The organism is Microbacterium sp. LMI12-1-1.1 (assembly GCF_040676455.1).
Taxonomy (GTDB): Bacteria; Actinomycetota; Actinomycetes; order Actinomycetales; family Microbacteriaceae; genus Microbacterium.
This window is the reverse complement of the sequence record NZ_JBEGIA010000001.1, coordinates 280,066-299,422: the sequence shown is the minus strand read 5'-3', so window position 1 is coordinate 299,422 and position 19,357 is coordinate 280,066. Positions and strand designations below refer to the sequence as shown.

The window sequence follows — 19,357 nt, the reverse complement described above, 5'->3', positions numbered from 1 at the left end:
CGGGTTCTGCGGCAGTGGCGCGACTTCCTGACCGCGCCGACCATGCCTCTTAGTTGTGGGCAATCCGTAGCTTGCATGTTGACGTAACGATACGTCAGCGACTATGTTCGCTCACGAGCTGAAGCGACGGCCCGCCCGCCTGGGGCCACGCCCGCCGATTGACAGAGGAGTCACGGAGATGCAGCAGTCCTTGTCCCGCCGACGGAGCCCCAGCCGTCGCGCCCAGGCGGCCACCGTTGCGGCAGTCACGCTGGCCCTGGCGTTGACCGGCGTGTCGTCGGTGCCGGCTGCCGCGTCGGACGCGTCGGAACTCGGCCAGCTCCTGGACCTCACGCGTCCGGAGCTGGCCGGCGTCGCGGCGGAGCTGGCGGCCGGCGACGACGCCGGCGCTGCCGATGCGCTGAAGGAGTACTACGCGACGCGGACGGGCGTCGAGTTCCCGTCTTCGGGGGGCGGAGGCGGCGACGCCACCGCCGACGAGCTCGTGGCCGGCATCTTCCGGTTCGGCGACGAGACCCGCGACTTCTACGACGCGTCCGAGCACAGGATCGACGTTGACTGGGCGGACCTGTGGGGTGGGACCGACGCGGCCCCCGGCGGCGCGCAGACCCTGATGAGCGACTTCACGTTCATGCCGACGCTGGCGAGCGCATACCTGCGGGAGAGCGACCCCGACAAGCGCGCGGCGTACGCGGCGGCGTGGATGGACATCTCGCTGGACTTCGTCGCGGACAACCCGAGCTGGCCTCAGAACCGCAACCTGTCGGCCGCCAAGCGGCTCGCCCAGCTCGTCAGCTCGTTCTCCGTGTTCCGCGCCGAGCCGAGCATCGACGCGGCCGACCTCGTGGCCTACCTGACAGCGGTTCATGCGACGAGCGGCTTCCTTGCATCCGTGCTGCAGACGCACGTCGGGAACAACTGGTATGTGTCGATGGCGCGGTCGATGTTCGCCGCTGGGGTGTACCTGCCCGAGTTCAAGGACGCCCTCGGCTGGGAGACGTTCGCGGTGAGGGCCGTCGAGCGGTTCCTCCGCGCGTACCTCCAGGGCGACGGCGTCTACCGCGAGCCGACGTTCAACTACCAGGCCTACGTGGCGGACCTCATCAACACCATGATCCGCATCGCCGATGCCAACGGGCGGAAGCTTCCCGAGGCGCTGATCCAGGCTGCGGACTGGATCGCGGACGTGCTGTTCGCGACCCGGCAGCCGGACCTCAACGCCGCGCTGATCGGCGACACCCCGAACGTCGACGCCGGTGCGAGCGCCATCCGGGCGACCGGTGCGCGAAACGCCTGGCCCGACTTCACGTGGGTCGCCTCGGGCCGGGCCCAGGGGACCACACCGACTCTGGGGTCGACGCTCTACCCCATCAGCTTCGCCGTGCAGCGCTCGGGGTGGGACGCAGACGCCCGCTATCTGCTGATCAACAACCACAACAGCAGTTACACAGCTTCGCACCGGCACCCGGACGACCTCAGCATCGTCATGGCGGCGTATGGGCGTCCGCTGATCGTCGACCCAGGCGCTGCCGATTACAGCGCGACTCCGACGAACGACTGGATGCGCCGCACGACCGAGGCGCACAACACGATCGAGGTCGACCGGGAACCGCAGGCCGCGGGAGCCACCCGTGCGATGTCGCTCTGGCGGTCCAATGCGGGCCTCGACGTCTACCGCGGCCGGGCTATGGGCTACCAGCCGGTCGCGCACGACCGGGTCGTCTACTTCGTCAAGCCCGGGTTCTGGGTGGTCTCCGACGACCTCACCGGAGACACGGCCGCGCACGACTACCGCCAACTCTGGCACTTCCCGGGTGATCCGGTCTCTGTCGACCCGGACACGAACGTCGCGACCGTCGGTTTCGACACCACGGCCGGTGTCGCGCCGGTCTCGGGCGTGCAACTCATGCCTGTGCCCGCGTCCGGTGCCGACCTCTCGCCGAGCGTCCACGACAACGGCGCTGTGCGCGTGGGCGAGGACATCCTCACGGAGGTCGAATACCTGTCGTACGACTGGTCCGCTACCGGCTCCACCGGGCTGGACACTGTCCTGTTCCCGGGACCGGCCGGCGCTGCCCCATCGGTGGCGGCGACTCGCATCGCTCTACCCGGCGTCGACCACTCCGTCGCGACCGCGCTCGAGATCGCCCTGCCGGACGGTACCGGCCGGTTCTACCTCTCGCGCGAGGAGACGCCGTCGTCCCGGGCGTTCGGGGCTGCCACGACCGACGCCGAGACCGCGTACCTCGAGCGTGCCGAGGGCGGCGGGCTCACGCGGGTTGCGCTCACCCGCGGGACGTCGTTGGTCGATGACGGGGATATCGTCGTCGACGCGTCCGGGGTCGTGTCCGACGTCAGCGTGGAGCTGCATGGCGGGACCGCCAGGGTGTCGCTCGGAGACCCTTTCACAGGGACCCTCACGTTCGCCGCGCCGGACGCGGCGCTGGTGACCGTGAACAACATCCCAACCGCATTCACCCGCGCGGGCGATCTCGTCACGGTGGCGCTCGAGCCGACGGTCGCCACGATGCCGGTGCTCGACGAGCACTTCGACGACGCGACCCTGGACCGCGCGGTCTACGGCTTCGAGAACGGGCTCGGGGGCTGGGTGCCGCTGCAGGGCATTTGGGAGCTCGGCGGCGAGCCGTCGAATCCGCACCTCGCACTGACCGCGACTGGGGACACCGAGGCGCTTGCGGTGCAGCAGGACGTACCGAACGACGTGACCGTGTCGGCGGACATTGCGCCTGGGCCTGAGGAGCAGTCGGCCGGTCGAACCGGCCTGGCGTTCCGCTACCAGTCGCCGCTCAACCACTACCGCGCTGACGTCGTGCCGACTTCGACCGGTTCGATGCTGCGGCTCGTCAAGGTCTACAACGGGACCACGACCCTGCTCGCGGAGGCCGCCCTGGAGCTCGCCCCCGGCGCGGCGTACACAATGGCGGTGTCCGCCGTCGGACGGCACGTGTCGGCCGGCGTCGGTGACGTGTCAGTTTCGGCGAACGACACCCAGCTCCCGAACGGCGGAGCCGCCCTCGTGGCGAACGGTCGGGCCGCGACGTTCGACGACGTCACGATCGCGGAGGCGCTCGACCAGTCGAACTGGCGGGGAATCGGAGGCGATGTGTCCGTCGGCAACGGCCGCCTCACCCTGTCACCGGTCGACGGTCGGGCACATGTCCTCGCCGCGTCGACCCTGCCGGATCGGTTCTCGGAGGCGTGCGACTTCGTCGTCGAGTCCGAGCTCACGCTCTCCGGCGTCGGCACCGCCGGCGTCTCGCTGCGCGACACCACGGACGCCTACGGGTACCGCATCCACGTCGGTCGGACAAACCAGGGCACCCAGTACGCGAGCATCATCCGCGAGGCGCACCGGTCGGGACCCGTCACCGTGGCGACCACCGCGCTCAGCGACCGGCTTACCGGACCGGTCCGCCTGGGCGCGGCCGTCCACGGGGACCGCATCACGGTGACGCTGAACGGCGAGCAGATCATGGAAGGGCGCGACACCGTCGTCCGCAGCGGTGGCGTCGGACTCTATGCCTCGACGGAGGCGGAGTTCGAGGACCTCACGGTCGCGCGGTCGTGCGGCAGCGACCCCATCGACGCCGTGCCGACGCCCCCGCAGTGGGACGCTTCCACCGAGTACCGGGAGGGCGACCTGGTCACCAAGGGCGGTTCGTGGTGGTTCGCCTCCTGGCGAACGCAGAACCAGGAACCGGGCGACCCGTACGGCCCGTGGCAGGAGATCGGCATCTCGGCCGACGGCACGGATTTGTGGCGGCCCTCCAGAATCTTCATCGCCGGTGATGTCGTGGAGTATCACGACCACCGTTACGAGGCGAAGTGGTGGACCAGAAACCAGGCGCCGGGCGACTCCGACGGGCCGTGGCAGCAGATCGGGTGACGCCTCGACGAGTTGACACCACGAGGACTCGTCTCGTGGAGACGCGACGAAAGTTGAACCACAAGGAGGCGATCACCATCGGTCGCACGGGCGCGGCATCGCGCGAGCACTTCGTAACCACGGTGCTCCGCGGTAGCACTGAGGTTACGATCTACGACTCAGTCCGAGCTTCCCAGACAGAGCTACAGCGTGCGGCGCGCGAACAGCGCGTGCAGTCGGCAGTCCCTGAACGTGCGCTACGCGTCCTCGCAGTTCCGTCGCACCGCGGCGTGTACCTGGCGCCAGCAATATCGCGCTAGGTCGGGACGGGCTGCGCGCCGGTGCCGCGCGACGCAGCAAAGGCGTGAATAGTCGTTCATTGCGCAGTCGGTTCACATCCAAAAGCGCAATGCCCCTGGAGGGACTCGAACACGTTTTGAGCATTCTGCATCGCGACATGGAACGACAACTTCCGCGGAATTACGCGGGTTTTCGAGAGTCGAACCGCATTGCGCGACGTCCGAAAACAGCCAACGGCGAATGGAATGCGGCCAAAATGCGGGCAAGAGTTGCCAGACGTGGAGCGGCTCTCCGACCCATGCCAGAAACGAATGCGGGCAAGACGGTATTGACCATGCCGTGAAGGGGACGATTTTGCGCGATTTGCGCCCACGAACACGACTTGCTTGGCAATGTGCACAGATGCAGTTTGATGCGGTTCGTTGACGTCAGCGTCCTAGCGAGGGGCCGGACGGAGAGCCCGGGAGCTGGTGCGGGCGGGTCCGCTCCTCTTCGTCGGCGCGCATTCGGTTGTACGTCTCGCGGGTGATGAGGTCCTCCGCGAGACCGGCACCGCGAGCCCGCGCCATCATCCGCGTCGCCGTGCTGACGCTCACGCCCAGCTGGTCCGAGACGAGCTTGAGCGGCGCGATGTTCACCGTTGTCGCGATCCGGTACAGCCTCACGGCCTCGAGGACCGTGTCGCCGAACTCTCGATCGGGTGCTTGAGCCCGCACGTCGGCGAAGTACTCGCTCAGGAACATCGGCTCCCCTTCGCTCCGTTGAACCGTCACCACGCGGAGTGCGGACCGCTGGACGATCTGCAGCACGCTCACATCCCGCAGCAACGCGGCGGTGACTTCCTCGCCCTCGCCCAGTCGATCCACACGGACGGATGCGGCGACCGACCGTCGTAGCTGCTGGTCGTAGACCACGCCCACACGGATCGCACCCAGATTGTCGAGCTCGCCGGTCGCGACGGCGTCCCATCTTGACGGCATGTGGACGCCGTCTCCGACATGGATTCGTTCGGGGTCGATCGCTTCGAGGAAGAGCTCGCTCACAACGGCGAGTGTCCCACGACTCGGAGGTTCTGAGCAATTCATGTCGCGCTTTGCTCACAGAGGGAGTACGGTGTGCGCAAGCGATGTCACGCATTGCTCACGGGAAGGAGAAGGCAATGAACAAGTCCGCGAACTCGCTCGCACTGACGATGAAGGACGCCGCAAAGCTCGTCGGCGTCGACTACCGCACTATCAAGCTCGGCATCGAGAGCGGGACCATCCCCACGATCCAGCTCGGCCCGCGCCGGATGATTCCCCGCGTGCCGCTGCTGCGTGCCTTCGGCGTCGACGCCTGATAGCGCGCCACGGACGGCGTGTAGCCAAACGTCTACGCAGCGGGCAGGCGCACGGCGCAATCCCCAAGCGTGCGGTGAGCGGGAGGCGATCCCTCGTTGGGCATGGCTCAACGCGCTCGCTACAGCCGGGTGGCCGCTCTACACGCTGGGAAAGGCGCTGGCAAGTTGAGTGTGGATGAGGTCGACGTCGAGGAGCTGCGGCGTCGCATCCGTCACGCGCTGGACAAGCAGGCGCGGCCACAGAACATCGACACCATCGACGCTGAAGGAGCCGCCGATCAGCGGCCAGTCGGCTTCGAGAAAGCACAGCACGCCGGTCACCGGAGGTGCCGCTTCTCCGAGCGCCGCAGCCACTCGTTCGACCTGCGACTGCACTCCTTGGACCAGCTTGGTTCCGTCTCGTCCGCCGATGCGCAGAGACTCGACGCGCGGCCGGATGATGCCTCCTTCCACCCGCAGGGCGGGACGCTTGCCCACGTACCGCTTCGCGTCGATCACCCAAGCCCCGGTCGGGCCGATCACAATGTGGTCGATGTTCGCGCGGGTGCCTCGGATGCGGCGGTCGTGCAAGACCCGGAAAGTGTCGGGCAGGTCGGCGAGACGGCGCGCCAGGAGCTCTTCACCGAGGGCGCCGCGTTCCCACGCTCTCGTGCTCTGCGGGTCATCGGTGAGCGCGAGGATCAGCCCGCCGAGCTTTGGATGGTCGGTACGGATCCGTTGTTCCCGGTTGTCTCGACGGCGCTCGTATTCGCGTCGCGCGGACACGCCCGCCGAGCCCGGGTCGGACTCCATCGCCCCGACCGCGCAGTCGACACAGCGGACGGTCTTCGAGCCCCGCTCGTAGACCGCTTCCTCTCCGGCGGAGAGCTGTCGGGCGCAGAGCCGGCACGTCCCGGCGTACCGCAACCGCATGCGTTTGTCGTCTGGCCCCAGTTCCAGCGTCACGACGCGAACGTACCAGCCCGGTTCGCCGGAAGTGCGTTATCGCCAGTCGAGGCCGCGAGTTTCTAAGTACATCTTCGTCATCGGGTCGTCGATCGCATAACGCTCGGTGCCGCCGCGCGCATTCGTGATAACGATGAACCTCCCGCGTGGATCCTCATGGGCGACAATCTCCTCGAGCTCGTTCTCGAACGTGCCCTCCTGCAGCTGCCAGCACCCGCGGCACTCATGTCCATCACCCCGCTCAACTCCCACCCACATGCTGACGATCATGGTCCGCATACACCGCACAGCCGGATTCTCAGGCGAGCGATGCGCGATCGGCCCTCCTCAGCGTCCAAGCGCAATCAGGGTCATCGCCAGTGGGCTGTCGGGACCGGCATCGATGACGGCGTCGCATAGCGCGTTTGGCAATCGCTCGGCCAGCCCTGGCTGGCGGGCGAGTAATACAGCCAGCGCCTCTCCAACGCGTGGTTGGAGCATTTCTGAACTGACGCGTCCATCAAGAGTCCAGTTCAAGAGAGGTCGCGGATCGCCGATCCAACGCTCGGCGAGCACTGGATAGTCCGAGAGAAGCTGTATGCACAAGATGGGTGAGTAGGTCCTCGGTGTGGCGCTGGGCATGAGCGCATCATCCTGGACGTTGGGCGGTTCGACCCAGGCGACGACCTCGCCTGGTGGGTGAACCGTCCAACCAAGAGCGGTGTACCAGGGCGCCAAGTCGGTCGGCACCTGCGCGAACACTCGACTGAAGCCGAGCATCCCCAGCGTCCGAATCGTTCGATCCTGAAGTGATCGCGCGATCCCGAGGCGGCGGTACTCGGGGACGACCGTGACGTGAGCCAATATGGCAGTCTGGCCGGCCGATCGAGATACGCCGAACGCCGCATTCGGCTTTGCGCGGGCGTAGCCAATTACCTCCCCTGTGTCATCATGAACGACCATTGTGGGCGTCTTGTCCGCGACCCACTCCGCAAGCTCACGAGCGGTCACGGCGCTCGCGTCATCGAACTCCGCTCGGGCCAGCGCGAGGACGGAGGGAAGATCGGTTGGCGCTGCCGGCTTGGGGCGATAACTGAATGACACGCGCCTATCGTCCCGCATCCCACCGATACAGATGCTGCCCACGTGGCGGCGGACGAGCCCGTACCGCGCGGCGCACGAAGGCGGTGCCGGCAGCGCGCCATCCGTTCCATCCTGCGCGCCATGATGGCTTTCGACAATGACCGAGCAGCCGCCTACGCAGCGGGTGCCAGCCTCGCAGAATGGTCCGAATCCGGCTCCGACACCGGTGGGACACGTCAGTCGATGTCGAAGCGGACGCCGGCACCGGTGGCGCGCTTTACTGAAGCAAACAGCGCGTCGGCGGTGGTATTGACCGTCTGCGCCGCAACGGTCGTCGGTTTGAGCAGGTCGATTACGTGCAAGAGAAGCCGGCTAGCGACGCCGGTGCCGCGCCATTCCTCATTGGTCTCGATGAAGCCGACATACAGAGTGCGGTCGCGGTAGAGGTCGGCCCTAAGTTCGGCCTTGCGTACGCCGCCAGCGGGAGTCTCGTCGAAGCACTCGGCTTCGACGTAGGCAAGCTCCTCTGCGTTCGCGGTGTTCGTGTGGACCTCAAATCGCTCCATGGCGCAAGGATGCCAGCTCCAAGCGTGCTTGGGCACGCGCACCTTATCGCCGCCCGACCTGCTCGTGATCGGTGAAACAACGACTGCCTCAGCGGAGAACGCTTGTCCCATACACATCTGATGCCCTAGCGTCTGACCCGTATCTGAAGTCCGATCTCCAGGAGTATGAATGGCCGTCTTCTACAGCTTTCACTACGAACGTGATGCCGCACGCGTGCAGCAGATCATGCAGATGGGAGCGGTTGGAGGCCAGACGCTTCTCAATTCGCAGGAATGGGAAACGGTTCGGGGGCGCGGGAACGCCGCTGTCGAGGAGTGGATCGATGCGCAGATGAAGAATAAGTCTGCCGTGGTAGTCCTGATCGGCGCTGAGACCGCTGGCCGCCGCTGGGTCAATCACGAAATCATTAAGGCTTGGAACGAGAAGCGGCCGCTTCTCGGCATCGAGATCAATAGGCTTGCACCACTGAATCTCTCGCCTGATCCCCGGGGCGCGAACCCCTTCGCGCAGATCAAGACTAAAGATGGGCACGCTTTGTCCGAGTACTTACCCATTTTCACACCCACGGGGCGCACGAGCGCCGACGTCTATAACGATATCCGGGCGAACCTGTCCAGCTGGGTAGCGCGTGGATACGTCCGATCGTGATTGCCCGTTCTGCGCGATAGTGCGCGAAGAGGATCCTACAGCGCGTGAGGTCCTTCGAACCGGCGAGTATGTCGCATTCTTCCCGACCGAACCAGCGACGCTCGGCCACACGATGGTCGTGCCACTTCGTCACGTGCCGCGATTCATGGACCTTACCGAGATGGAAGCGCGAGACCTGGGCGCCGGAGCCCTTCGTGTGTCGAATCTGGTTTACTCGACCCTGCAACCAGAGGGCCTCAATATTATCCAGTCGAACGGACGGGCGGCCGAGCAAACCGTCCCTCACGTGCATGTGCATGTCGTGCCACGGTGGGGCCGCGACGCGTTCGATGAGATCTGGCCAGCGACTACGAATTTCTCGGAGTCAGCCAAAGATGCCACATTGCAGCGTTTGAGAGACGCTGACCAAAACCTCGGCAAGCCGCCGAATGCCAGCAATTCCCACAACTAAAACTCCCGCAGCCAGAAGGAGTCCGTGGAATCCCGCGATTGACCATGACCAGATGACCGCACCCCAACGGCAAGACGAACTGGGTGAGGCACTCTTGACCCCGATGTACCGACCGGGGTTCATGTCGTAGTCGCGTGCCGTACCAGCGGCGACGGCTTTGAAGAGCTCACGAAAGGCACGCTCAAGTCGCAAGTAGTGAGCATCCAGGATGGCGAACACGACGACAGCAACGCAACCCAAGAGACCAACTAGGATGCTTCCTTGCACCAATGAGTAGCCGAATGCAGCGGTAGCCACGGGAAGCAGCCAGCCCTTCGATGTGGCAGATGACGACGCCATACGGCTGATTGCCGCTTGGATCATCTCCAAGTGCTTTCGTCGATCCTCCGGGGAATAGTCAGCTGTGGACACGACGACAACCATGCCCTGCTGAGAGTGCCACGAGCAAGTCCGACTTGATGGCGCTGGCCATACCGCTTAGTAACTCTGGAGTCGCGTTGACTCTTGCAAAGTCGGGGCACTCGCGGCGATAACCCAGCATCGTCGTCTTGCCTGTGCCGGCGGGGCCGGTCACCCCAGCGAGGCGACGCGCTTGAGCGAGGCTGATACGCTGCGGGACCGCCGTTCGGTTGGCAACCGTTGTCATTGCGCGTGATCACGCGTGCATTCCGAGTCCGGCGAACTCCTCCGGCATGGGACGCAGCTACCGCACTGACACCCGGGTCTAGCCCCAGGGCCTTCGCCTATCGGGCAGTAACGACGTCCTGGCGGGGACCTCCGGGCTCGAGTGCTTGCGCAGCCTGAGCGCTCCCAGACCCGCTCGTTGGCCTGGCGTAACCGTGTGGGAGGGCGCAAAGGAGAGCGATATCGTCGCCTCCATGACGACTGATCCCATCCCACCGCAGCGAGAGCTTAGGGCTGGACGCGACTATCCAGTCTGGCCCTACTTAAAGTGGGGGCACGCAGTTCGAATGCATCAGCGCCTTGCAAACGATTACAATCTCTGGCGAGGCAGCCTGGCCGCCGAGACGCGGGCCGAGTACTCGGCGGATCGTCGAACGGTCACCTTCTTCGCGACGATAGCGAATCAGCCGCCGACATATGAGTGGTCCCTCAGTTTCGGTGACATCGTCCATAACTATCGTTCGGCTCTGGATTCTCTCGCGTGGTCGATGGCTCACCTCGATGGCAAACGTCCGCATCCACGGCATGAGAAGCGCATCTACTTTCCGCTGACTCGTTCTCGCACCGAGTTCGACAAGCTAGCGAGTACGTCGCTGTCAAGCGTTCCTGAGGACGTACTAGACCGTATGCAGAGTGTTCAGCCCTATCACGGTGCTCGGGTCAACGACGCCATCGGACTAACGCTTCACGACCTTGACATCCAGGACAAGCATCGTTCTGCGATTGAGATGCGCGCCGTTGCCGCAGACAAGACGAGCTATGCGCTGAAGGTGTCATACGAGACCAAAGCGGACGGGGTCGACGACGGTTGCGAGCCGGAATGGATAGCTCCGGATCGCACAATTCAGGACGGTGACCCCGTAGCCGTCATGCGGTTCTCGCGTCCTGTTCGGCTGGCAGAGATTGAGGAGTTGCCGCTCGTGCTGATGGTTGAGGATAAAGGACAGCGCCGCGACGTGTGGAACCTACTGGCGCTGATTGACCGACAGGTGGGCGCTACCTTCAGACGCGTCGAACGAGGATTCCTAAAGGATGATGCCGAGTACTTTGGCATGAGCGCGTCAGCGGACGATGGAGTGGGCTAGTGTCCGCTCACCTCCGACTTGACCAGTGGAATGAACCGCATCCGGTCCGCCCCCATCCGCCGCGTTGCACCCGCACGCGACATCGGCCCTTGATGGTGTCCCGCTGACGAACGAGCTGCATCTCGCTGACGTAACAGGGCGGCCTTGTCGCCATGCTCTGCTCCCGAATTGCACAGGCCCCAGGACCCGCGTTGAGCCGATAGGGTGTCGCCGACACACGATTAGAGAGGCGTTGTTATGAGTGGCGAGATTGACCCGGGGTATGATCCCGATGGTGGATACGACCCCGATGGTGGATACGACCCCGATGGTGGATACGACCCCGATGGTGGATACGACCCCGATGGTGGATACGACCCCGATGGTGGATACGACCCCGATGGTGGATACGACCCGGACGGCGGACACGACCCGGACGGCGGACACGACCCGGACGGCGGATACGACCCCGACGGCGGGCGCTCCTAATTGACCCGCAAGCGCGGCGTCCACACGGTGTGGGCGCCGCGCTCGTCTGCCGCGGCTTCGGGGTCAAGCCTTGGACATTGCAGTTCGAATGACGTCGCGGTCATCGTGTGGTAGACGCTGCGTCCCTACCAGCTGGCTACTCTCGTCGCCTTTCCCTGCCACGAGCACGGTGTCGCCCGGGCGAGCCATCTGTAGAGCGGCGAGGATTGCGTCTTTTCGCAGGGGAATCTCGATGCTATCCGGAGCTCCTGCGCGCACCTCGCGCCTGATCCGTTCCGGCGGCTCGCGTCGCGGGTTGTCATCCGTCAACACGACGAGATCAGCGAGGCTCTGTGCGATCTGCCCCATCTCGCGCCGCTTTCCGCGATCTCGCTCACCACCGGCTCCGATCACCAGCAGGAGGCGTCCCGGCGTGCGCGCACGGACAGCCAGGAGGGCTATACGAAGCGCTCCGGGATTGTGTGCGGTATCGACCATGGCGGTGATGCCGGCGCGCTCGGCAATGACTTGGAGCCGGCCCGGAGGCGGGGTGACATTCCTGAGCGCATCCGCCACGGCCTCCGGCTCCGCGCCGATTCCTGTCACGGCGGCGGCGGCGAGGAGGAGATTTGTAACTGCAATGGAGTGCACCGTGGGGAGTGTGACAGGGTAAGACACGGCGCCGATTGCTAACCGACCGCGAAGCTGGCCGTCGATCTCTTCCGCCCCGAGGAGTTGAACTTCTCCACCATCACCGACCGTGACTAGGCGGGCTCCACGCCTCTCGACGACTGCTCGAACGAGGCTACCCTGCGCGGAATCGCTCGCTAGGATTGCGATGCCGTCAGGTCGGAGATACTCGTCAAACAATCTGAGCTTTGCGTTCCAGTAGGCGTCGACGCTGCCGTGCACATCTAAGTGGTCGCGTTCGAAGCCCGTGGAGACGGCGGTATCGACCGCCACCCGCTCGAAGAGTCCGTCGGCAAGAATCCCGACGAACGCCTCGATCGAGATCGCTTGTGCCCCTGCGCGCGCCTGGGAGCCGATGAGGTCCGGCAAGTAGTCCGCGGATCGGCGCGTTTTCGCTTCGTGCAGCACGCCGTGAACGTCGGTGATCCCGGTCGAGTCGTAGCTGGCGGCTCGCCAACCTGTAAGTTTCATCAGCTGCAGAGTTGCAGTCGCGACACTGGTCTTTCCATTGGTGCCTGTGACAGCCGAGATGAGCGGGCGGCCCTGGGGCGTAGTAACGGGCTGGATCATTCTGCTCCTCGAGAGTCTCGGCGGCCTCGGCCGTGCGCATTCATCCCACCACATGTGATCCACCGCGCGTGGGCTCGCAAACCACCCCATCTGTGCAGCACGTGTGATGCACGGATGGGTCCAGGGCGTGTGCGAACACGGTCGCTAAGGAGCCGGTGGCCCGAGGGTGTGCACGTGCCGGTCCGAGCAGCGATCGAGATGATTACTGTCTAACGCCTTGGGTGCCGTATGGTGCCACACCGGAATGAGCCATGCGACACACCCCGATGGATGCCGACGACGCGCGGTCTCCACCGCTAGATTCCGCTGGGACGCAGCGAAGATGCTAGGCGTGGCGACCGGTCCTCTCGAGGTAGCTCTCGATACGACGGGCCGAGGTGTGGGGTGGCGTCAAGGCGTTGCTATGCCGTCTCGGTACCCGTCGTGGAATAGCAAGGAGTGGTCGGTGCAATTCGAGGGACTCTGGAACTCCCTGTGGGTATCCGCTGTGGCTTCCGGCCTACTCTGGGGCGCCTACCGTGCGGTCGAGTGGCGGTGGCCTGAGCGCTACATCGGCATGACTCAGACCTTCGGCCTAACATCGCAGGAGACGCTGCTCAGATTCGCGTCGTTCCGCTTGGTTCCGACGCTGATCGTGGCTGCAACGACTTTCGTGACGGTGGATCGGCTTCACGGATACATCTGGATCGCGGCAGGGGTGATCTGGCTCCTTAGCGTTGGTCTAACGCACGGACGGGTGGTCGTGAAGAACGTCGTTTCGCGCAATGGCGAGGCGAATCACACTGGATATCACCTCTGGATGGCATCCGTCTTGACCGCAGCGGTCGTGGTGTCGGGGTTGATCTGGCCCCTGTGGGCACCCGTCGTGCCAAGCCCAAAGGAACTCCTGAACGCGCTCTGGTCGGGGGTGCTCACGGCCGCGCTTGGCGGAACTCTGTACCTGCTTCTCAAGGAGCGGCCAGCGAGCGCACCAGCAGACGGCCCACACTATCTCGCGGATCGTGCGGTTCGAGACGTGGGCGTTGAGGCCTTCGACTGGGCATACAGATCCGCGATGCTCGCAGGGGGAAACCCCATCCTTCTGCGGGCGATTCTCATTGCTGAGTCCGCTCAGCGGCCGAGATGGTTTCGTCAGATTGAGAACGTAGGCGTTTGGCTCGGACCCGCAAAAACCTCCGGTGTAATGCAGATGCCCAGCAAACGGCCCTTGAGCGATCTGGATTCGATACAGGCGGCAGCCCTGCGGTACGCCGGCAAGTGGCAGTTAAGACAGGAAGGGCTGGGATCCGGCTGGAGGTGGTCAATCGACTGGGGTGAGGAATGGGCGGTACTCACCAAACAGAATCCAGATCTTTCGTACTTCGACTCCGTCACGGACGTGGGAAGGATGTTGCTCGAGTTCGGTAACTCGTTCGGCCAACCCGATCCTGCACTCGGGCTCGTGTTCGAATCCAGACGATACGCGGGACGGATAGCGCTGCGCGGCCTGACCCCGGCTCGCTCCGTCACCTTGAGGGCTTACGTTGATGCTGAAGCGATCGATATCTCGACGGCCGCACGTCCCGAGAGCGCCGCTTCGGGCTCGTGGTGGTCGTGGGAGATCGACTTCGACCCGCGAACCACTGTTGTCGAACTCTCGGTGAACGAAGGTGCCCCCGTCCGGCGGTTGGAGTTTTGGAAGGGGCTTGTCCATCGGATGGATCCCATGGCTGCGGCGTGGAACCAAGGTGAAGGTGAGCCTACTTACTACCCTGACGGGGGAGGCGCCGTCTACAACGCCGACGGGGGAGGCGCCGCCTACAACGCCGACGGCGAAGAACCGCCCTACTACCCTGACGCGGGAGGCGCCGCCTACTACCCTGACGGCGGAGAACCGCCGTACTACCCTGATGCGGGAGGTGCCGCCTACAACGCGGACGGCGGAGAACCGCCGTACTACCCGGATGCAAGAGGCTAGGGCGTATGTGGTGACCGAAGTTCTTTGCCCGAGCAGCGTCTGACCTTTGAGCGATGCGCGTGGCCGTGTCTGGCAGTCACCACGAGGACGCCACGGTCGCTCGTGGGAAATTCGGAGTCGATATATGACTCCAACAACCCATCTGTTTGCAGTGACGCCTCCAACGTGGTTGTCCGCCAGTTGGTGAGAGGGGGCCTCGTGTGTCTGCCGGGACCACCGACCGCATAGCACTGCTCGGAAGATGCCCGATCAGCGGCCGCACATTCGAGCGCTCTCACATCCCGATCCCGCGCCCCGCCCCCGGCGCCCCAACCACCGGCCCCGTAGCCATTGCCGCCTCCCGGTTCCTTGCCGCACGTCGCACCTCGGCCTCGGCAGCTCGAACCGCATCCTGCATCGTCAACTCCGGAGTGCCGCGTTGCATCGACTCGGCGAGGCACTCGCGGGCCGCGGCATCCGTCCGCGCCACGACGATCGCGATGTTGCTCAGCCGGCCGCGCGTGAGGCCCACGTAGAGTCCCGCGGCATCCACATCCGGTCCGACCACCGATGCGTCGGCGGTGTCGCCCTGCACGCCGTGCACGGTGGACGCGTAGGCGAGCTGCAGGTGCTCGCGCGCGTACTCGGTGGACACGCGCGCCACCTCGCCGCTGTCGCTCACGGAGACAAGCGATAGGTACTCGTCGCGGAAGCCGCGCACGATCCACTGCGCGCGATTCTCTACTCCCGTGAGCCGGTCGTTGCGGCGGGTCTGGACGGTGTCGCCGACGAGGATGCGCTGCTGCCCGATTCCCCACGCGGCGACGCGGACGTCGAGCTCGCCCTGATCGACTCGCCGTTGCTGGATGGCGTCGTTGATCGCATCCGCCTCAGCATTCGTGCCGGATACCAGCGTCACCCGCTTGCCGCGCGCGTGCCACTCGAAGTACGCGTCGATCATCCGCTCACGCGCCGCGTCGTGATTGTCGACTCGGTCGACGTGGCCGTGATCGGCAAGCTCGGCCGCAACCGCCAGCGCACGCTGGCGATCGCCCGCATCCCGCAGCCGCAGCGTGAGCGCCGCGTAGTCGGGATCGCGGAACCGGTGCACCGTATCGAGCTCGACCGGGGCGTTCGCGTGCCGGATCGCAGAACCCATCGCGCCCGCATGCCCGACCGGCAATGCCTGATGCGTATCACCCACGAAGGCCAGCCCGACACCCTGCTCGATCGCGAGCTCGACGAGGGCGTTCGCCGTCTGCAGGTCGACCATCCCGGCTTCGTCGACTACGATCCGATCGCGAGAACGCAACGCGTACTGGGTTGGACCGCCGTATACCGCCCCCGTGCTGGGATCGACGTCTCCCACTCGAAGCCTGGTCCACACCTTCGCGCCGGCCTCGTCGGCGCCCCATCGGTAGCCGTGATCCGAGATCAGGGCATGAATACTGGATGCCGCGGCGCCGACCTCGCGCGACGCCACCGACGCCGCCTTCCGCGTGGGAGCAAGGACGAGCATCCGCCGCCGTTGTGACGTGAGCGCCGCGAACGCAGCGCGCAGCATTGTCGTCTTGCCCGCGCCGGCGGGGCCGGTCACCGTCACGAGCCCGTCCGTGCCGGCGATGGCGCACGCGGCAACGCTTTGCGACGCATCCAGTGCCGACCGATCCGCGTTCGGTGCGAGCCGGTGCAACTCACCCGGCAGGAGGGAGCGGCCGGGTTGGGCGAGCACGTCCAAGCGGCCGGCGAGACGCACCTTAGCGCGTACGGTCTCGGTCGCCATGAGTGCCTTGACGTGCGCCGGCGGATCGTCCGCAATGAGCCGATAGACGGAACGCATGGCGCGCTCCGTGATCTCGGCGAGCACGCCGTCGAGCCGGTCGCGCTCCGCAACGACGCCTGTGCGCGAGAGCGCGCGTATTGCGCCCGCGCGGATGTCGAAGATGCTGAACCTCCCGCCGCATGATGTGGACCGTTCGTCCGCATCGACGATCGCCTGTGCAGCGAGCAGATCCAGGTCGACGGCATTGAGGTCTGTCGCAGCAACGGGAATGGGTGAGCGCGGGGTGATCAGACTCGAATCGATCGTTGCGATCTCGTCGTGGACGCGCGCCTCCCACACCGTCTCGTCGAGACCGGCCGGCTTGTTCGGACGCGACACCGCCCAGGCGCGCCGATCGATCTGCTGCAGCACTTCCACGCTCGGCGCAGATCCTCCGCGCGCCGCCGACCACTCCGCGATCAGGCGCGCGCGGTTGCCTTCGATCTGCGCCGACCGACGCGAGACGGGTCGGACGGCGCCGGCGAGTGCGGCGATCTCGCCAGTGTGGTCGAGCGTGTATCCATGCCGGGCGAGCGCGGTGATCCAGGCGGGATCGGTGCGGGCGGCGAGCTCGCCCTCGGCGTTGACGACGGTGTGCAGCTTCATCGCGACGCGCGAGTCGAGATTCGACCACTTGCCGTCGGCGCCGAGCACCTTAATGTTCAGCCAGAGGTGACGGTGGATGTGCGGGTCGAGCGCGCGCGAGCGCCGATGCTGCAGCTCGACGACCTCGATGCGGGTGAGCTCCTCGCGGATGAGCCCGCCGTGCCCGCGCCGCGCGTTGAGTTCCGTCTGCCATGTGAGCAGGATGCGTTCGCGTAGCCGGTCCTGCAGCGCTTCGAACTCGGCGGCGAGTTCGGGATGCAGCAGCGCGGCGATGCTGTAGGACTTCGGGTGGTTGATGGTTCCGTCGAGGAGCAGGTCGGCGTCGGGGCTCAGTCGCTGATGGCCCCGCTCTTCCCCGGTGACCGGGTCGTGTCCGGTGAGCCAGACACGAAGGCCGCTGGCGGTGAGCTTGTCGGAGGTGATGACGCCGTTCGCCACGATGAACCGCGAGACGGTGGAATCGGATGCGGCACTGTACGCTTCGAGCGCGTCCACGCCGGGGGAGTGGTGCAGGTGAGCATCGCATGTGCCCTCGAGCGCGTAGCCGATCGCCTGTCGAACCCCGCGGGATTCGACACCTCGCTTCCATCGCTCCAGGCCGCCTCGCATGCCGCCAGGATAGGGTGTGTTTTGCCCATTATCCAGGGATTTTTCGAGTGTGCAGGTGTGTGTAGGGGAGTGCCTGTAAAGGGGGTTGCTCACCCTGGGTGCCTGCGTGCATTACGGTTCGTCTCTCTTCTTGGCTCTTGGCTCTTGGCTCTTGGCTCTTGGCTGGGCTCTTGGCCGGGCTCTGGGCTCTGGGCTCTTGCTCCTAGTCGCTTCTGGTTCATGTGAAGTTCGTCCCCGTGGTCTTCACTGCGTCTGTGCTCGGCTCTCTCCGTCGGCGTGAGTCCGTCCGGTCATGGCCCCGTCATCGCGCATGCCATCGGCCTGGCTATTCGCACCGGCAACCGCACTACCGTCCGGCAGTCAGAAGCGCCACGGATGCCCACGGTTAGCCACCCGCCCACCGCGCGCCAGATGAGTGGTCGGAGTGGCGGTCGGCGATATGTTCGTCGCCATGGTGGACATCTTGGAGTTCGGCGCCGTGGAGGTCGAACGGTATGCGGAAGTCCTAACGCAAACGGCACAGGCGGTGGCGCGCGCTGATCGGGATGCGGCCATCGCGGCGTTGCACCCGATTGCCGGTGAGATCTGGATGGGGCGGCTCACCACGGCGAACAGATCAGGCAGCAATGCGGTGCGAGCTGCTCGTCGAGTTGGCAACGAAACGCTGAGGGCTCAGGTGTTTGTCCGGGATAGGTTCCGCTGCACCTGTTGCGGAGGACGCGCCATTCCCCGCAGCATCCTCGTAGCGATTCACGACCTCTTCCCTGACCAGGTCTCGTACGACGTCCATTACACGCGAGGGAAGATGCATCCTGTGTTTTGGGCCCTCGCACCCGAGGCTGATCACGTGCTCGCGCACAGCCGCGGCGGGGCGAATGAACTCAACAACTTGACCACCCTCCACGCAGCCTGCAACACGCGTAAGTCAGACACGCTGATCGCTGACATGCCGTTGCTCGACACGCGCTTGCGCAGCGACGACTGGGATGGGCTCACATCCCTCTATCCAGCGCTGATCTCCGCGGGCGCCGGGGAGATGCGCCCCACCTATCACCGCACCTGGTCGCGTCGCTACGCGGCACTGATGCCCTGACCGAGTTCTGATGCGTCTTCGATCGAGTGACTCGAAGACCGGCCACGCTGTAGAACTGACGCAATGCAGACCATCGGGTTTCAAGAAGTACTGCCATGGATGGGTGCGTCAGTGTTGACTCTTGCCGACGTCTGGCCGGAACCGACTAGGGCGATGATCGTCGGACTCAACCCTGCACCCAAGAGCGTCGCCGCCGGTCACTACTACCAGGGCGCAGTCGGTCGACGGCAACTACTCCGGTTGGCCGACGCGGGACTGTTCCAACGACCCAGCGACCGCTACTTCGAGAACGAAGCGATCGCCGCCGGCGTTGGGTTCACCGACCTGGTGAAGAGACCCACAACGGGGGAGGCGGACGTGCCTGGCCATGAACAGGCACACGGTCGAGACGCGCTCGTATCGGAGCTAGCGAGCCGCGCAGTGCCGCTGGTGGTCTGCGTCTTCCGGCATCCCGCCGATGCCATCCTCGACGGCAAGAGCGTCGTCGGGTTTCAGGTTCACACCACACCGTGGGGAGGAGCACTCTTCCGCATGCCTGGTCCCTTCGAGAACGCTGCACGCAGCGACGCCGTGATGACCACCCTGCGCGAGTACATCTCCGCGCGCTAGCGGACCGG

16 protein-coding genes are annotated in these 19,357 nt (G+C 65.3%); 9 read left to right on the top strand and 7 right to left on the bottom strand.

Annotated features, from left to right (window positions below):
* Positions 1–178 precede the first annotated feature (178 nt).
* A complete protein-coding gene (locus MRBLMI12_RS01375) occupies positions 179–3,907 on the top strand; it encodes a heparinase II/III family protein (protein WP_363353246.1) in 3,729 nt (1,242 codons plus the stop codon).
* Positions 3,908–4,614: 707 nt separating this feature from the next.
* On the opposite strand, the gene MRBLMI12_RS01370 is transcribed toward MRBLMI12_RS01375, so the two are convergent.
* The gene (locus MRBLMI12_RS01370) at positions 4,615–5,229 is read right to left on the bottom strand and encodes a hypothetical protein (protein WP_363353244.1); all 615 of its coding nucleotides are present in this window, start codon (positions 5,227–5,229) and stop codon (positions 4,615–4,617) included.
* A gap of 116 nt (positions 5,230–5,345) precedes the next feature.
* Here MRBLMI12_RS01370 and MRBLMI12_RS01365 point away from each other — a divergent pair, with 116 nt between their 5' ends.
* Entirely contained in the window at positions 5,346–5,525 is a 180-nt protein-coding gene (locus tag MRBLMI12_RS01365; RefSeq protein ID WP_301113677.1) for a helix-turn-helix domain-containing protein, read from the top strand.
* Positions 5,526–5,663: 138 nt separating this feature from the next.
* On the opposite strand, the gene MRBLMI12_RS01360 is transcribed toward MRBLMI12_RS01365, so the two are convergent.
* The 4 genes from MRBLMI12_RS01360 to MRBLMI12_RS01345 all read right to left on the bottom strand — a co-directional run bounded on the left by MRBLMI12_RS01360 (position 5,664) and on the right by MRBLMI12_RS01345 (position 8,209).
* On the bottom strand, positions 5,664–6,470 hold the full coding sequence (locus MRBLMI12_RS01360; protein WP_363353242.1) for a nuclease-related domain-containing protein: 807 nt from the start codon (positions 6,468–6,470) through the stop codon (positions 5,664–5,666).
* A 36-nt stretch (positions 6,471–6,506) separates the two neighbouring features.
* Positions 6,507–6,740 (bottom strand): hypothetical protein, encoded by a 234-nt coding sequence (locus tag MRBLMI12_RS01355; protein WP_363353240.1) that lies wholly within the window; start codon positions 6,738–6,740, stop codon positions 6,507–6,509.
* A 57-nt stretch (positions 6,741–6,797) separates the two neighbouring features.
* Positions 6,798–7,553: a GNAT family N-acetyltransferase gene (locus tag MRBLMI12_RS01350; protein WP_363353238.1), complete on the bottom strand. Its 756-nt coding sequence runs from the start codon at positions 7,551–7,553 to the stop codon at positions 6,798–6,800.
* A gap of 215 nt (positions 7,554–7,768) precedes the next feature.
* A complete protein-coding gene (locus MRBLMI12_RS01345; RefSeq protein WP_363353236.1) occupies positions 7,769–8,209 on the bottom strand; it encodes a GNAT family N-acetyltransferase in 441 nt (146 codons plus the stop codon).
* A 58-nt stretch (positions 8,210–8,267) separates the two neighbouring features.
* Here MRBLMI12_RS01345 and MRBLMI12_RS01340 point away from each other — a divergent pair, with 58 nt between their 5' ends.
* From MRBLMI12_RS01340 to MRBLMI12_RS01325, 4 genes are all read left to right on the top strand, one after another.
* A complete protein-coding gene (locus MRBLMI12_RS01340; protein ID WP_363353234.1) occupies positions 8,268–8,747 on the top strand; it encodes a TIR domain-containing protein in 480 nt (159 codons plus the stop codon).
* Positions 8,728–9,198 (top strand): HIT family protein, encoded by a 471-nt coding sequence (locus MRBLMI12_RS01335; RefSeq protein ID WP_363353232.1) that lies wholly within the window; start codon positions 8,728–8,730, stop codon positions 9,196–9,198. The genes MRBLMI12_RS01340 and MRBLMI12_RS01335 overlap by 20 nt, the downstream gene beginning before the upstream one ends.
* Positions 9,199–10,076: 878 nt before the next feature.
* Positions 10,077–10,967, top strand: a complete 891-nt coding sequence (locus tag MRBLMI12_RS01330; protein ID WP_363353230.1) for a hypothetical protein — start codon at positions 10,077–10,079, stop codon at positions 10,965–10,967.
* A 237-nt stretch (positions 10,968–11,204) separates the two neighbouring features.
* Positions 11,205–11,435 (top strand): hypothetical protein, encoded by a 231-nt coding sequence (locus MRBLMI12_RS01325; RefSeq protein ID WP_363353228.1) that lies wholly within the window; start codon positions 11,205–11,207, stop codon positions 11,433–11,435.
* Between the two features lie 63 nt (positions 11,436–11,498).
* On the opposite strand, the gene MRBLMI12_RS01320 is transcribed toward MRBLMI12_RS01325, so the two are convergent.
* Positions 11,499–12,674, bottom strand: a complete 1,176-nt coding sequence (locus tag MRBLMI12_RS01320; RefSeq protein ID WP_363353226.1) for a Mur ligase family protein — start codon at positions 12,672–12,674, stop codon at positions 11,499–11,501.
* Positions 12,675–13,119: 445 nt separating this feature from the next.
* Here MRBLMI12_RS01320 and MRBLMI12_RS01315 point away from each other — a divergent pair, with 445 nt between their 5' ends.
* Positions 13,120–14,631 carry a hypothetical protein gene (locus MRBLMI12_RS01315; RefSeq protein WP_363353224.1) on the top strand — a complete coding sequence of 504 codons (1,512 nt, stop codon included), beginning with the start codon at positions 13,120–13,122 and terminating at the stop codon, positions 14,629–14,631.
* A 274-nt stretch (positions 14,632–14,905) separates the two neighbouring features.
* Here MRBLMI12_RS01315 and MRBLMI12_RS01310 read toward each other — a convergent pair whose 3' ends face one another.
* Positions 14,906–17,647, bottom strand: a complete 2,742-nt coding sequence (locus MRBLMI12_RS01310; protein WP_363353222.1) for an AAA family ATPase — start codon at positions 17,645–17,647, stop codon at positions 14,906–14,908.
* 424 nt (positions 17,648–18,071) lie between these two features.
* Here MRBLMI12_RS01310 and MRBLMI12_RS01305 point away from each other — a divergent pair, with 424 nt between their 5' ends.
* Both MRBLMI12_RS01305 and MRBLMI12_RS01300 read left to right on the top strand, forming a co-directional pair.
* The gene (locus MRBLMI12_RS01305; protein WP_363353220.1) at positions 18,072–18,740 is read left to right on the top strand and encodes an HNH endonuclease; all 669 of its coding nucleotides are present in this window, start codon (positions 18,072–18,074) and stop codon (positions 18,738–18,740) included.
* Between the two features lie 63 nt (positions 18,741–18,803).
* Positions 18,804–19,349, top strand: coding sequence for a uracil-DNA glycosylase family protein (locus MRBLMI12_RS01300; protein WP_363353218.1), 546 nt, complete (start codon positions 18,804–18,806; stop codon positions 19,347–19,349).
* Positions 19,350–19,357 lie beyond the last annotated feature (8 nt).